Annotated in this window: 12 protein-coding genes; 10 read left to right on the top strand and 2 right to left on the bottom strand. The window is 60.9% G+C overall.

Annotated elements, in window-relative coordinates; all coding sequences use genetic code 11:
• Positions 1-92: 92 nt before the first annotated feature.
• Together BUA36_RS01015 and BUA36_RS01020 are read right to left on the bottom strand one after the other, a co-directional pair.
• Positions 93-1343, bottom strand: coding sequence for an ABC transporter substrate-binding protein (locus tag BUA36_RS01015; protein ID WP_072780631.1), 1251 nt, complete (start codon positions 1341-1343; stop codon positions 93-95).
• A 202-nt stretch (positions 1344-1545) separates the two neighbouring features.
• Positions 1546-2445 carry a LysR family transcriptional regulator gene (locus BUA36_RS01020; protein WP_072780633.1) on the bottom strand — a complete coding sequence of 300 codons (900 nt, stop codon included), beginning with the start codon at positions 2443-2445 and terminating at the stop codon, positions 1546-1548.
• A 77-nt stretch (positions 2446-2522) separates the two neighbouring features.
• On the opposite strand from BUA36_RS01020, the gene BUA36_RS01025 reads away from it, so the two are divergent.
• The 10 genes from BUA36_RS01025 to BUA36_RS01075 all read left to right on the top strand — a co-directional run bounded on the left by BUA36_RS01025 (position 2523) and on the right by BUA36_RS01075 (position 15375).
• The gene (locus BUA36_RS01025) at positions 2523-2927 is read left to right on the top strand and encodes a CidA/LrgA family protein (protein WP_072780634.1); all 405 of its coding nucleotides are present in this window, start codon (positions 2523-2525) and stop codon (positions 2925-2927) included.
• The gene (locus BUA36_RS01030) at positions 2924-3604 is read left to right on the top strand and encodes an LrgB family protein (protein ID WP_072780636.1); all 681 of its coding nucleotides are present in this window, start codon (positions 2924-2926) and stop codon (positions 3602-3604) included. The genes BUA36_RS01025 and BUA36_RS01030 overlap by 4 nt, the downstream gene beginning before the upstream one ends.
• 173 nt (positions 3605-3777) lie before the next feature.
• Complete coding sequence (locus tag BUA36_RS01035; protein ID WP_072781530.1) at positions 3778-4806, top strand: LacI family DNA-binding transcriptional regulator; 1029 nt, start codon at positions 3778-3780, stop codon at positions 4804-4806.
• A 2-nt stretch (positions 4807-4808) separates the two neighbouring features.
• Positions 4809-6020 carry an AGE family epimerase/isomerase gene (locus tag BUA36_RS01040; RefSeq protein ID WP_072780637.1) on the top strand — a complete coding sequence of 404 codons (1212 nt, stop codon included), beginning with the start codon at positions 4809-4811 and terminating at the stop codon, positions 6018-6020.
• Position 6021: 1 nt separating this feature from the next.
• Complete coding sequence (locus tag BUA36_RS01045) at positions 6022-6921, top strand: carbohydrate kinase family protein (RefSeq protein WP_072780639.1); 900 nt, start codon at positions 6022-6024, stop codon at positions 6919-6921.
• A gap of 103 nt (positions 6922-7024) precedes the next feature.
• Positions 7025-9133 (top strand): TonB-dependent siderophore receptor, encoded by a 2109-nt coding sequence (locus BUA36_RS01050; RefSeq protein ID WP_072780640.1) that lies wholly within the window; start codon positions 7025-7027, stop codon positions 9131-9133.
• A 3-nt stretch (positions 9134-9136) separates the two neighbouring features.
• Positions 9137-10588: a histidine-type phosphatase gene (locus BUA36_RS01055; RefSeq protein ID WP_072780642.1), complete on the top strand. Its 1452-nt coding sequence runs from the start codon at positions 9137-9139 to the stop codon at positions 10586-10588.
• Positions 10589-10720: 132 nt separating this feature from the next.
• Positions 10721-13792: a formate dehydrogenase-N subunit alpha gene (gene fdnG, locus BUA36_RS01065; RefSeq protein WP_139260322.1), complete on the top strand. Its 3072-nt coding sequence runs from the start codon at positions 10721-10723 to the stop codon at positions 13790-13792.
• Between the two features lie 18 nt (positions 13793-13810).
• Positions 13811-14725 carry a formate dehydrogenase subunit beta gene (gene fdxH / locus BUA36_RS01070; RefSeq protein ID WP_072780647.1) on the top strand — a complete coding sequence of 305 codons (915 nt, stop codon included), beginning with the start codon at positions 13811-13813 and terminating at the stop codon, positions 14723-14725.
• The gene (locus tag BUA36_RS01075; protein WP_072780649.1) at positions 14722-15375 is read left to right on the top strand and encodes a formate dehydrogenase subunit gamma; all 654 of its coding nucleotides are present in this window, start codon (positions 14722-14724) and stop codon (positions 15373-15375) included. The genes fdxH and BUA36_RS01075 overlap by 4 nt, the downstream gene beginning before the upstream one ends.
• Positions 15376-15451 lie beyond the last annotated feature (76 nt).

Consider the following 15451-nt stretch of genomic DNA (forward strand, 5'->3'; position numbering starts at 1 on the left):
TGCCTCCAGAATTCGATTAAAAAAAGGCCGGCGCCGCGCCCGGCGCCGGCAATGAATCACACTTCATCAAGGGGAGGGATTTCCGTGTGATGCTACTTTTGCTGTGGTTTGTACCACTTGGCAAAACCGTTTTGCAGCCGCGCCGCTGCATCCTTCGGCGCCAGCTTGCCGTTCAACACCTGTGAATTGATATTCCAAAGTTCGCTCTCCATGCTGGGCTGGCCGCGGTTCAGCACCTGCGCATTGAAGCGGATGGTGGAGGCGCAGCTATTGCGCCACTCCGCCATCTGCTTGGCCACCGGGTCGCGCACGGAGATCAGATGATTCGACAGTGAGAAGAAGCCGGTCACGCGGTTGGTGTAGATGTCGGCAAACTCCTGCGAGCCCACCCATGCCAGAAACCTGTAAGCGTCTTCCTTGTTCCTGGCTTTCTTGTTGACGCCTATGCCGATATCCATATGGTCGGAGATAAAGCAGGCATCGCCCGCCTTGCGTACCGGTGGCGCAAACGCGCCCAGTTCCAGTCCCGGCGTCTGGCTGAAGTACGAGATATCCCACGAGCCGGTGGGATAGATCGCCGCACGGCCCAAGGCAAACTGGTTCTGGCTATCGCCATAGGTCTGTGCGCTGGCGCCGCGTCCCAGGTAGGCGCCCATGCGCTGTTCAAACGTCAGCGCTTCGACAAACGGCGCGTCGGTCAGCCTGGCCTTGCCGGCGATGAGCGCCTTGCGCCCTTCCTCACCGCGCCAGAAATTGGGACCGATATTGGTATAAACCATTTGGCTCGATTCCCATTGGTCGGCCGTGCCCAGCGCCAGCGGCGTGACGCCACTCTTTTTCAGCGTCTCCAGCACCGTAAAGAATTCGTCCACCGTTTTAGGCGGTTGCAGGTTCAGTTTTTTGAAGATCTTCTTGTTGTACAAAAAACCGTGGATCACCGAGGCGACCGGCATGCAGAACGTGTCTTTACCGTCATCGGTCTGCCAGGCCACGGTGGCGGTCGGCGAAAAATTCTGCATGCCCGGTTTGCCATCCAGCTTTTCGAGGTGACCTTTTTTGTACAGCGACAGCGAGACGTCGAACGGACGGCAGGCGATCAGGTCGCCCGCCGTGCCGCCGGCCAGGCGCGCGGCCAGGCTGGAATCGTATTCGGTTGGTGCGGTGGGTGCGAACTTGACTTCGATGCCCGGATGGTTTTTTTCAAACGCCGGGATCAAGACCTTTTCCCACAGCGTTTTGTCGTCCACACGCCAGCTTTCAATCACCAGCGTGCCAGCGCGGGCAGCCGTTGCGGAGAGCATGGCGAGCAGCAGTGTGTGTCGAACCAACCGGCGGAAATGCATGTTTGTGTCCCTTTCGTTACAACGATGGGACCATACTAGCTTGCATTTTGCGTAACAGCACTTGCGACCGGTTGAATGCTAAGTCCTTGATTTCACTCAATCTGGTATGCAGCTGGTATTACATTTCCTAACAACGATGGGTATAGACAAACTTTCAACTGCAACGCTACGTAAGAAAAACTTACAAAACTTAACAAAAAGGTCAGCGACCTGTTGTTGGTTTGCTGCGCACCAGGTCCAGCCACGCCCGCGCGGCGAACGACAGGTGGCCGCCACGGCGCCACGCCAGCATCAGATTCCAGTCCAGCGCCGGTTCTTCCAGTTTGGCGATGGTGAACTGGCCCGGTGTCAGCGTGTCGCAAAAGACCTTGGGCAGCAGCGTGATGCCCACACCCAGCCGCACCAGCGAGGCGACGAAATCCCATTGACCACTGCGGCCGGTAATGCGGGGCTTGAAGCCTGCACGCAGGCAGGCGTCGGCGATGATCTCGTTCAGCGCGAAGCCTTCGCCGTAGAAGATGAAGGGACTATCGGCCAGCTCGCGCAAGGCCACGCGCTTGCGGCTGCGCCAGGCAGAGTCCTTCGGCGCCAACAAACACATGGGCGAGCGCACCAGCGGGAAGGAGTCAAATTCCTGCCAGAGCTGCTGGTTGGATGGATGGTCGAGCAAGGTGCCCATCTCCAGCACCCCGCTGCGCAAATCGGCCTCGATGCCGTGTGAGCCGCCTTCAAACAGTTTAAGTTCGATGTGCGGATGGCGGCGGTGATAGGCCGCCAGCAGTGGCGCCAGCGAAGCATGCGATTGCTGGGTCACGCCCAGTCGCAGATCGCCACGCCGCAGCTGCTGCAAATCTTCCAGCTCCACGCCCATTTCTTCGTGCATGGCCAATAGCGCGCGGCCCCGTTGCAGCACCACCTGGCCGGCATCGGTCAAGGTGAAGCGCTTGCCGCTACGCTCCAGCAGCGTGAGCTCCAGCGACTGCTCCAGCTGCTGGATCATCTTGCTGACAGTAGGCTGGGTGACGTGCAGATGCTCCGCCGCGCGGCTAAAGCTCTGCTGCTCGACGACGGCGACAAAATAGCGCAGCGCGCGGATATCCATGATCTATTCCAATTCAGAATGATTTTTATAAATTTAATTCATTTTATCTTTAATCCTTGCGCACCTAGAATGGCATCATGAAACGCATAGGTTGTACATTGATGCAGGTGGTGGGACTGATCGCGGCGTGGTATGCCGCCGACTGTGCCTCCGCGTGGCTCGGACTGCCCTTTTCCGGCGGCGTGGTGGGCCTGATTGTGATGGTGGCGCTGCTGCAAAGCGGCGTGCTGCGGCCTGCCGCCATCGAGCACGGCGCCGACTGGCTGCTGTCCAATATGCTGCTGTTCTTTATTCCGCTGGTGGTGTCCGTGGTGCAGTTCACCGGCCTGCTGGAAGCCGAGGGCCTGCGCCTGTTTGCGGCGATTGGCCTGGGCTTTGTGTGCGTGCTGCTGGCTACCGCCTTCACCGTGGAATGGGTTTGCCGCTTTGAACGCGGCCGCCGTCTGCGCCGCCTGCGCGCACAACGCGGAGCATCACAATGAAGCCGCTGCTGTTCCTGCTGCTGACACTGGGCCTGTTCCACGCCAACCAGGCTTTGCACAAACGCTATCCGCGCGTCTGGCTGACACCGGCCATTGCCACATCCGCCGTACTCATCGCAGTGGTGCAGCTTTCGTCCACACCCTTCCCTGTCTACTTTGGCGATACGCGCTGGCTGTCATGGCTGCTCGGTCCCGCAACCGTGGCGTTTGCGCTGCCGATTTATCAGTATCGCGATCTCGTGAAAAAGCACTGGCTGGCGCTCACCTTGGGCAGCATAGCCGGCATCATTGCCTCGCTGGCCAGCACGCTGCTGCTGGACCGCTTGCTTGGGCTGGACGGCAGCATGGCGCACAGCCTGCTGGCACGCTCCGTTTCGACGCCGTTCGCGCTGGAGGCCACGCGCCACCTTGGCGGCTCGGCGCAGCTGACCGGCGTGTTTGTCATCATCACCGGCTTGTTTGGTCTGCTGCTTGGCCAGGTGCTGCTGGCGCGCCTGCCGCTGCGCATGCGGATTGCGCGCGGCGCCCCGTATGGCGCGGCAGCCCACGGCTTCGGCTTGAGCAAGGCGCGCGCCATCGGGCCGCAGGAAGGGGCGGTCGCCAGCCTGACCATGATTTTCAGCGGCGTGCTCATGGTGCTGCTAGCGCCCGCGCTGGGCCATCTTCCACTGCTGTAAGCAGCTTTTCGCTAAACACCCGGCAAGCCTTGCAGGCTGCTACGGAACCCCTTCCATCGCGCCCGATTCTTCCTGTTTAGTAAAACATCGCTAAACTGCTGGACAAAATCGTCAGATCGTTTGACCGCCCATAGACGGCTATGCAAGACTGATTGCACAGCGAGGAGACAAAAGTGGGCACCAATATAACGATCAGAGACATCGCCCGCGTCGCAGGAGTATCGGCAGGGACGATTTCACGCGCACTGAAAAATGAACCCGGCCTGACCGAAGTGACGCGCCAGATGGTGGTGGAAACCGCACGCAATCTGGGTTACGATTTTTGCAAGCTGCGTACCAAACGGGTGCGCCGCCTGACCTTTCTGCTGCATCGCCAGCACGACACCGCAGCCGCCAGTCCTTTCTATTCGCCCGTGCTGCACGGCGCCGAGGAAGCCTGCCGCAAGCAGGGCATCGTACTGTCCTCCCTCGCGGTGCGTCCGGCCGATGGCCTGATCGACCAGATTCCTTTGCACGCCACCGACGGCATTGTCTGCGCCGGCTTCTTCGAGCCTGAGATGCTGGGCGCCCTGCGCGCGACCGGCAAGCCGCTGGTGCTCATCGACATGCAACTGCGCGGCTACAGCTCGGTCAATCCGGACAATATGATGGGCGGCTACCTGGCCACCAAACACCTGATCGACACCGGCCGCACGCGCGTGGGCTTCATCTCAGGCCCGATGTCGCACTACAGCATCTGCAAGCGCGCCTTTGGCTACCGGCAGGCGCTGTTCAGGGAAGGCATCCTTGCCGATCCGGCGCTGGAGGCCTGCATGCCGGATGGCGTGGACCTGGAAACCGGCGCATGGGAGGCGATGGAGCAGTTGCTCGACCTGCCCGAGCCGCCGGATGCGGTGTTCTGCTACAACGACAGCGCGGCGCTGGTCGCCATGCGCTGCTGCCTGGCGCGTGGACTCAAGGTGCCGCACGATATTGCAATCGTCGGCTTTGACGACATCTCGAATGCCATGCTGGGACACCGCCCCCTGACCACGCTGCGTATCGACAAAAAAGCTTTGGGCGCATTGGGCGTAGAACTTCTGCTCAATGGCCCGCACGACGTACCGGTGGAGAAGATCTCACCGGTGGAGTTGATCATCCGCGCCAGCACTGTTATCGACAGCTGGCGCCCCAAGAACCTGGTAACTTTCAAACGGACCTGAAGATGGCCCCTGATTTCCGATCCCGCACCACCCTGCTCAACCACATCCGCCACACCAAGCAGTTCTATGACAGCCGCTGCATCGACGCCAGCGGCGGCCTGTATCACTTCTACAAGGACGACGGCACGGTCTACGATGCACATACGCGCCATCTGGTCAGCAGCACGCGCTTCGTGTTTAACTATGCGATGGCATGGCGGCAGTTCGGCGACGTCGAGGATCGTCAGCGTCTGCGCCATGCCTTGTCCTTCCTGCGCAATGCACATCGCAATCCGGCCACCGGCGGCTACGCCTGGCAACTGGACTGGAACAATCGCGAGCGCCACGTCACCGATGGCACCAACCACTGCTACGGCCTGGCCTTCGTGCTGCTGGCTTACAGTCACGCACTGATGGCGGGCGAAACCCAGGCCGGCCCATGGATCAACGAAACCTTTGAGCTCATGGAGCAGCGTTTCTGGGACCCGAAATATGGCCTGTACGCCGACGAGGCCAGCGCCGACTGGTCGCACCTCGACGGCTACCGCGGCCAGAACGCCAATATGCACGCGTGCGAAGCGCTGATCGCCGCGTTTGAAGCAACCAACGACCGCGCCTACCTGCTGCGTGCCGAGACGCTGGCACACAACATCACGGTGCGCCAGGCCGCGCTGGCCGACAATATGGTGTGGGAACACTATCACGCCGACTGGTCGGTGGATACGGAGTACAACCGCCATGACAAGAGCAATATCTTCCGTCCATGGGGCTACCAGCCGGGTCACCTGACCGAATGGGCCAAGCTGTTGCTGCTGCTGGAGCGCCATGGCGCGCACCTGGCCAACAATCCCAACTGGCTGCTGCCGCGCGCGGTGGAGCTGTTTGATGCGGCGCTGGCCAAGGCGTGGGACCATCAGCACGGCGGCATCTACTACGGCTTCGCGCCGGACGGCAGCATCTGCGACGATCTCAAATACTTCTGGGTGCAGGCAGAGAGCCTGGCCACGGCAGCACTGCTGGCGGCACGCACGGGCGAGTCGCGCTACTGGACCTGGTATGACAAAATCTGGAACTACAGCTGGGAGCATTTTGTCGATCACCAGTACGGCGCCTGGTACCGCATCCTCGGCACCGACAACAGCAAGCTGACCGACGAGAAAAGCCCGGCCGGCAAAGTCGACTATCACACCATGGGCGCCTGCTATGAAGTGCTCAACGTATTGAAGAAGGATTAAGATGTTTCCGTCATTTGTAGCAGCGGGCGAAGCGCTGACCGACATGATTGTGCAGGATGGCGCGCAAACCCAGTGGCTGAGCCAGACCGGCGGCTCCACCTGGAACGTGGCGCGCGCCATGGCCAGGCTGGATGAACCGTCCGCGTTTGCGGGGGCCATCAGCCGCGATGTGTTTGGCGACGCGCTGTGGCAAGCCAGTGAAGCAGCGCAGCTGGACCTGCGCTTCCTGCAGCGTTACGACCGCGCGCCCTTGCTGGCCATCGTGCACCGCACCGATCCTCCCAGCTATTTCTTCATCGGTGACGACAGCGCCGACCTGCACTTCGACGCGGCGCAGCTGCCGGACGGCTGGATCACGCGATGCCAGTGGATCCACTTCGGCGGTATCAGCCTGGCGCGCCAGCCGCTGGCCGGCAAGCTGGTGGCGCTGGCCGAGCAGCTCAAGCTGAAGGGTGTACGCATCAGCTACGATCCGAACTTCCGCCTGCTCATGGACGCCAGGTACGACGCCACGCTGCGCCACATGACGGAGCTGGCCGACGTGATTAAAGTATCTGAAGAAGATCTCGAAGGCCTGTTCCGCACCAAGGATATCGCGTCCGCATTCCAGACGCTGCGCAGCTGGAACCCTGCTGCCACCTACCTGTACACCAAAGGCGGCAACGGCGCCGAGCTGCACATCGGCAAACAGTCATGGTCATTGCCCGCGCCGAAGATCGACGTGGTCGACACCGTGGGCGCGGGCGATGCCAGCATCGCAGCGCTGGCGTGGAGCATGATGCACCGTGCGGACGCTGCGCCCTTGCAGCATCTGCAGTTCTCGGTAGCGGCCGGCGCTGCCGCCTGCCTTGGCGCGGGCGCGTCACCACCATCGCTGAGCGATATCGAAAAACTGCTGTAAACTTCAACCACCTGAAGAAGCGACGATCGCTGCGTCATACGGTCGTCATATAAAGCCTCTAGGATGTTGGGCTTTATCGTTCGTCCAACTTCTTCAGGTTCCCATGTCCTCGAAAAATCCTTTCGCTCCATCCCGTCTACAATTGGCGCTGGCCGCCGCTGGCCTGTGTGTGCTCCATATTTCCGCTGTCGCGGCGGAGGATGTGGGCGGCGCGCTGTCCACGGTGGAAGTGAAAGCCACGGTTGAAAAGAAACGGCTGGGCGACAGCGTCAGCAGCGGTGCACTGGGCCGCAAGTCGGAACTGGATACGCCTTTCTCCACCAAGGCTGTCTCCAGCGAGGAAATCGAAGACCGCCTGGCCACCAGCATTTCCGAAGTGCTCAAGTACGACGCTTCGGTGACGGCAATTTCGCCACCGATCTCCACCCACCCTGCCACCATCCAGATGCGCGGCCTGCGCCTGGATGACCTGAACGGCTACAAGATCAATGGCCTGGCCAACATCAACCGCGGCACCGAAATGCCGCTGGAGATGTTTGAAAGCGTGGAAGCGCTGAAAGGCCTGACCGGCTATATGTACGGCTTCGGTTCGCCGGGCGGCATCGTCAACTACGTGAGCAAACGCCCGACCACCAGCCAGAGCTTCAGCGCGGCGATGGGCTATCAGGAAGGCGGCGCAATCAAGGAACATATCGACATGGGCGGCCGCCTGGGCGAAGAAGGCGATTTCGGCTACCGCCTCAACCTGCTGCATGAAGACGGCGACCTGAAACAGGAAAGCGGTTCGATCAAGCGTAACGCCGCCGGCGTGAACCTGGAGTGGCGCGTGACCAAGGATCTGGCGCTGACCTATGATGCGATCTACCAGCGCCGCCGTAGCGTGGGCGGTACCGACATCATCATCGCGCCATCGTTCAAGGTGCCATCGCCGATCGACGGCGAGAGCAAGCTGAATAGCATCGGCGCCGGCAGCGATGTGGAATACACGCTGGCCACCACCGGCATCGAATATGTTCTGGCGCCGGACTGGGTACTCAACGCCTCCTACCGCACCTCGGATTCGACGCGCGTGTACAAGAAGGACCAGTACTACATCACCGCCAACAACGGCGACTACAAGGACCGCGTCACCTCGGAGCTGCACGGCTACCATTTTGACCAAGTGCAGGCCACCATCAACGGCAAGTTCAACACCGCAGGCCTGGTGCACGAGGTGGTATTTGGCGTGATGTCGCAGAACCTGGTGTCGACGTCCTCGGTCGTCACGCCAAAAACCTATATCGGCACCGGCAACCTGTACGCGCCCAACATCATGAGCGTCGCGAACATCAACTACAGCGGCGGCACCTACAAGGACGAAGCCACGCGCCAGGAAGCCGTGTTTGCCAGCGATACGCTCAAGCTGAACGACAGCTGGTCGGTCGTCGCCGGTGCACGCTACACGCGCTACAGCGACGTCGCCTACTCGACCAAGGGTGCGGTCACCGCCAGCTACCCGGCCAACAAGACCACGCCAACCGTGGCCCTGATGTACCAGCCAGCCGCCGATACCACGCTGTACGCCAGTTACGTGGAAGCGCTGGAACAGTCGGCCAGCGCGCCGACGTCCACGCTCAACGCCAACCAGACTTTTGCGCCGATCAAGAGCAAGCAGTCGGAAGTGGGTGTGAAAACGGAACGTAGCTGGTGGAACGCCACCGCTTCGCTGTTCAGCATCAAGCGCGGCGCGCAGTACACCAATGCAGCCAATGTGTTCGTGATGGATGGCGAAACCAAATACCAGGGCGCGGAATTCAACACCGTGGTGCAGGCGGCGAAAAATGTGTCGATCGAAGGCGGCATCATGCTGCTGGATGCAACGCTGGAAAATGCTGCGCAAGGCTACAGCGGCAAGCGCGCTGTTGGCGCCCCGCGCCGTCAGGCGTCGGTGCAGGCAACCTGGCGCGAAGTGCTGCCAGGCCTGGCGCTGCATGTGGGTAGCCAATATCTGGGCGAGCTGCCGATGGACGCCGCCAATGTGAACACGCTGCCGGCCTACACGCTGTTTGACGCGGGCTTCAACTACCGTCACCGCTATTTTGGCAAGATGCTCAGCGTACGCGCCAACATCTCCAACATCGCCAACCGCAAATACTGGACCTACTACCAGGAGAATTACCTGAACATCGGCGCACCGCGCACCGCTAGCGTCAATGTTCGCGTAGACTTCTAAGGTATGAAACCATACCGCCTTGCGGCTGGCGCCGCGCTATCCTTGTTGCTGTTGAACGCTTACGGCGAGCAGTTTTATCAAACCAAGACGCCGTATGCGCCGCAGCAGGCCAGCGCCAGCTACGAGGCGGCGCCGTCCGGCTACAAGGCGGTGTACACACAGATGCTGGCCCGCCATGGCTCGCGCGGGCTAAGCAGCTTCAAGACCGACCTGGCGCTGTACAACCTGTGGCAGCTGGCCGCCAATGAGGACGCGCTGACGCCGCTGGGCCGCGCGCTGGGTCCGGACCTGGAGCAGATGATGCAGGCCAATGCGCTGCTGGGCTACGGCGTGGCGGGCATTACCAAGGCTGGCTATGGCAACGAGACCGCACAGGGCGTGGCCGAACACACGCAACTGGCCCAGCGCCTGCGTGCGCGCCTGCCGGAGCTGTTCCGCGATGCACCAGCGGCCAAGCGGCGCGTGCTGATCGTCACCTCCGGCAAGGACCGCGCCGTGGACAGCGGTTATTTCTTCGGCCGCTCGCTGGTAAAGCAGCAGCCTACGCTGGAACCGCTCATCGACGCCAGCATCGACCGCTTCCAGCTCTACTTCCATAAGCTGAATACCAAACAGGACACGCTGGTGACGGAGTCCAGCCTGGCCTACCAGCGCTGGGCCAAAAGCGATGAGCTGAAAGCACGCGAGGCAGCCGTCCACGCGCAACCACGCCTGCAAGCAGCGGCGCGCGCCACGCTGGAACGCCTGTTCACGCCCGCCTTCATTGAGGCGCTGGACCGGGGCCAGCGCAGCGCGGCCAACACGGGCACACGCAGCTACACCAGCGCCGATGGCAAATTCACCAGCGACCTGACCGGCGATGGCGAAATGAAAATCGCCAGCGTTACTGACGCGGCACTCGCGCTGTACGAGCTGTATGCGGCGGCGGCCGACATGCAGACCGAACTCAAAGCCGACTTCACGCGCTACGTCCCGGCCGAACAGGCACGCGTCTATGCAGAGGCGGAAGACGCCATCGCCTTCTACGAAAAGGGACCGGGCATCGCGGAAAACGGCGACGTCACCTGGCGCATGGCCGGTGCGCTGCTCGACGATTTCTTCGCCGAGACAGACACCATCGCCAACGGCGACCTGTCGCACGCCGCCAAGCTGCGTTTCGCCCATGCGGAAATCGTCATCCCGTTTGCCAGCGCCCTGGGCCTGCCCGGCATGTCCGGGCAACTGCCGCGCGCCACAACCTATAGTTACGAAACCAGTCCGTGGCGCGGCGCGCAAGTGGCGCCGATGGCCGCCAATATCCAGTGGGATGTGTATAAAAATGCAGCCGGCCGCATGCTGGTACGCATGCTGTACAACGAAAAAGAGATGGACTTCAAAAGCGCCTGCAACGACGCCAGAATCGCCCCCGCCAGCCATTTTTATGATTACAGCAAGCTGAAACGTTGCTATAAGTAGCATCAAGATTATCAAATGCGCTATACCAAAAGGTACTTCTGGCCGAATAGCAACAATTAATACAAATCGGAACGCACGTTTCTATTGTGCTCGGTGTAAACTCAAGCGGTCACTAGACTAAGAGAGGACACCATGAACCAGATGTCGAGACGCCAGTTCCTTCGGGTGACTGGCGCGACCATCGCGGGTTCGAGTATCGCGCTGCTTGGCTTTGCACCGGCGACGGCTTTGGCCGAAGTCCGCCAATACAAGCTGGCGCGCAGCACCGAAACCCGCAACACCTGCCCCTACTGCTCCGTCGGTTGCGGCTTGCTGATGTACGGTCTGGGCGACGGCGCCAAGAACGCCTCGGCCAGCATCATCCACATCGAAGGCGATGCCGACCACCCGGTCAACCGCGGCACCCTGTGTCCGAAAGGCGCGAGCCTGATCGACTTCATTCACTCCCCCAACCGCCTGCTGGCGCCGAAGTACCGCGCACCCGGTGCGAGCGACTGGTCGCCGATGTCGTGGGATGAAGCGCTCAACCGCATCGCCAAACTGATGAAGGCGGACCGTGACGCCAACTTCGTCGAAAAAACCGAAGACGGCAAAACCGTCAACCGATGGACCACCACTGGCATGCTGTGTGCATCGGCCAGTACCAATGAAGTCGGCTACTTGACCCATAAAACCATGCGTGCCACTGGCATGCTCCCATTCGACAATCAAGCACGCGTATGACACGGTCCAACGGTGGCAGGTCTTGCCTCGACATTTGGACGTGGTGCGATGACGAATCACTGGGTAGACATCAAGAATGCCGATGTCATCCTGGTCATGGGCGGCAACGCAGCAGAAGCACACCCTTGCGGGTTTAAATGGGTCACGGAAGCGAAAGCGCATCGCGGCGCCAAGCTGATTGTGGTCGATCCGCGCTTTACCCGAACCGCTTCGGTGGCGGACTATTACGTCCCTACCCGTACCGGTGCGGACATCGTTTTCCTGGGCGGTATCATCAACTACCTGCTCACCAACGACAAAATCCAGCACGACTACGTCCGCAATTACACGGACATGCCGTTTATCGTGCGCGAAGATTTCGCCTTTAACGACGGCCTCTATTCGGGCTGGGACGACAGCAAGAACAAGTACACCGACAAGAGCAGCTGGAACTACGAGATGGGCGACGACGGCTATGCCAAGGTCGATCCGACGCTCGAGCACCCGCGCTGCGTGTACCAGCTGATGAAGAAGCACTATGCACGCTACACGCCGGAGATGGTGGAGCGGGCCTGCGGCGTGCCGCCGGAGAAATTCCATCACGTGGCGGAAGCGCTGGCCTCGACCGCAGTACCGGGACGTGCCGCGACCATCCTGTATGCACTGGGCTGGACCCAGCACTCCACCGGTGCGGAAACCCTGCGTACCGGCGCCATGATCCAGCTCCTGCTGGGGAATATGGGCATTGCTGGCGGCGGCATGAATGCGCTGCGTGGCCACTCCAACATCCAGGGCCTGACTGACCTGGGCCTGCTGACCAATATGCTGCCGGGTTATCTGACCCTGCCAGGCGAGGCGGAACAGGACTGGGATGCGTATGTGGCCAAGCGCGCGTTGAAACCGCTGCGTCCAAATCAGCTCAGCTACTACAGCAACTCCAAGAAATTCCTGGTCTCCTTCATGAAGGCCTGGTGGGGCGATGCGGCGACCGAGGAAAATAACTGGGCCTTCGACTACCTGCCCAAGCTGGATAAGCCGTACGACATGATGCAGGCCTTCGAGCTCATGATCCAGGGGAAGATGACCGGCTATATCTGCCAGGGCTTCAACATCCTGGCGTCGGCGCCGGACAAGCAGAAGACCACCGATGCCTTGTCCAAGCTGAAATGGCTGGCCATCATGGACCCTCTGCAGACCGAGACGTCCGAGTTCTGGAAACCGCATGGCGACTTCCACAAAGTCGATCCAACGCAGATCCAGACCGAGGTATTCAGCCTGCCGACCACCTGCTTCGCGGAAGAACGCGGCTCGCTGGTCAGCTCCTCGCGCGTGCTGCAGTGGCACTGGCAAGGCGCTGAAGGTCCTGGCCAGTCGAAGAGCGATCTGGAAATCATGTCAGGCATCTTCCTGCGCATGAAGAAGGCGTACCAGACCGACGGCGGCAAGTTCCCGGATCCGATCCTGAACCTGACCTGGAACTATGCCAACCCAGCCTCGCCGACACCGGAAGAACTGGCGATGGAATACAACGGCAAGGCGCTGAAAGAGATCACCGATCCGAAAGATGCGACCAAGGTTATCCTCAAGAAGAACGAGCAGCTGGCAGGCTTCGCGCAACTCAAGGACGACGGCAGCACTGCCTGCGGTTGCTGGATCTTTGCCGGTTCGTGGACTGCGGCCGGCAACCAGATGGGCCGCCGCGACAACAGCGATCCGTCCGGCATCGGCCAGACGCTGAACTGGGCGTGGGCCTGGCCGGCCAACCGCCGCGTGCTGTACAACCGCGCATCGTGCGACCCGAAAGGCAAGCCATGGGATCCAACCCGCAAGCTGATTGCGTGGAACGGTACCGCGTGGGGTGGCGTCGATGTGCCGGACTACAAGGTGGATGAGCCGCCGGAAAACGGCATGGGCCCATTCATCATGCTGGCCGAAGGTGTGGCGCGCTTCTTCGCGCGTGATGCGATGGCGGAGGGTCCGTTCCCTGAGCACTATGAACCGTTCGAATCGCCGATCGGCCATAACCCGCTGCACCCGAACAACCCGAAAGCCTTCAACAACCCGGCCGGCCGGATGTTCCCGAACGACCGCAAGAAGCTGGGCAAAAAGGAGCAGTTCCCGCATGCGGCGACCAGCTATCGCCTCACCGAGCACTTCCACTTCTGGACCAAGCATGCGCGCTTGAATTCCATTATCCAGCCGGAGCAATTCGTCGAAATCGGCGAAGCGCTGGCCAAGGAAGTCGGCGTGGTGCATGGCGACCGTGTCAAGGTGACGTCGGGACGCGGCTACATCATCGCGAAAGCCGTGGTGACCAAGCGTATCAAGCAGTTGACCATCGATGGCAAACCGATGCACCACGTCGGCCTGCCGATCAACTTTGGCTTCAAGGGGCTCACTAAACCGGGCTACCTGGTTAACACGCTAACGCCTGTTGTGGGCGACGGCAATTCACAGACACCGGAATCGAAGTCGTTCCTGGTGAAAGTGGAAAAAGCTTAACGGCCGGAGGAGATAAACATGGCATTACAATCACTTGATATCAAACGCATGTCGGCAACGACGGTGCAGACACCGATGGCCCGTACACCGGTGACCGGCACTGTCGCCAAGCTGATCGACGTCTCCAAGTGCATCGGCTGCAAGGCTTGCCAGACGGCCTGCATGGAGTGGAACGACCTGCGCGACGAGGTGGGTGAAACCACCGGCGTGTACGACAATCCGCTGGACCTGACGCCGCAATCCTGGACCGTCATGCGCTTCTCGGAATACGAGAACACCAAGGGCGACCTGGAATGGCTGATCCGCAAGGACGGCTGCATGCACTGCGAAGATCCGGGCTGCCTGAAGGCCTGTCCTTCGCCGGGCGCGATCGTCCAGTACACCAACGGCATTGTCGACTTCCATCAGGAGAACTGTATCGGCTGCGGCTACTGTGTGGCCGGCTGTCCGTTCGACGTGCCGCGCATTTCCAAGCACGATAGCCGTGCGTACAAGTGCACCCTGTGCTCGGACCGCGTGGCCGTCGGCCAGGAACCTGCGTGTGTCAAAACCTGCCCTACCGGCGCCATCACCTTTGGCACCAAGGAGGACATGAAGGAACACGCGGAGGAACGCATCGAGGACCTGAAGTCGCGCGGTTTCGCCAACGCCGGCCTGTACGACCCGGCCGGTGTCGGCGGCACGCACGTGATGTACGTGCTGCACCACGCAGACCAGCCGACCTTGTACCACGGCTTGCGCGAGAACCCCAGCATCAGCGCCACCGTGGGCTTGTGGAAGGGCCTGACCAAGCCGTTGGCATTGGCCGGCATGGCCATCACTGCGCTGGCGGGCTGGTTCCACTACTCGCGCATTGGTCCGAATGAAGTCAGCAAGGAAGAGGAAGCCGAAGCAGTCGAGGAAGCACAACGTATCAGGGAGGAAGCAAAATGAGCTCGCCCAACCGTGATAAAGACGGCAATCCGCTGATCCAGCGCTACACAAAGAATGACCGTAGCAATCACTGGGTCACGGCGATCTGCTTCGTTCTGCTGGCGGTCTCCGGTCTCGCCATGTTCCACCCGGCGACGTCGTGGCTGGCGGTATTCCTCGGCGGCGGCCAGTGGACGCGCATCCTGCATCCGTTTATCGGGCTGGTGATGTTTGTGTCGTTTGCGTTGCTGGTGGTGCGCTTCTGGCACCACAACCACATCGACGCAGCCGACAAGCAGTGGCTCAGGCAGATGGATGATGTGCTCAACAACCGTGAAGACAAGCTGCCCAAGATCGGCATGTACAACGCCGGCCAGAAGCTGCTGTTCTTCGTGCTCATCGCTTCGATGTGCGGCCTGCTGTTGTCGGGCATCGTGATCTGGCGCGCCTACTTTGCGTTCTACTTCCCGATCGAAGTGGTGCGCTTTGCGGCGCTGCTGCATGCGTTCAGCGCGTTTGTGCTGATCTGCTCCATCATCGTGCACATCTACGCGGCGTTCTGGGTCAAAGGTTCCATCGGCGCCATGGTGCGCGGCACGGTCACCTACGGGTGGGCGCGCAAGCACCATCCGCGCTGGTTTGAAGAAGTGGTTCGCAAGAGCCAGGACTAAGCCTGCGGTGGTGGCTGTCGTTTTAGGATTAGAATACTCCCTGAGCCGGCAGCCACTCGCCACCGGCAATACGGGA

It is taken from the genome of Duganella sacchari (genome assembly GCF_900143065.1).
Classification (GTDB): Bacteria; Pseudomonadota; Gammaproteobacteria; order Burkholderiales; family Burkholderiaceae_D; genus Rugamonas; species Rugamonas sacchari.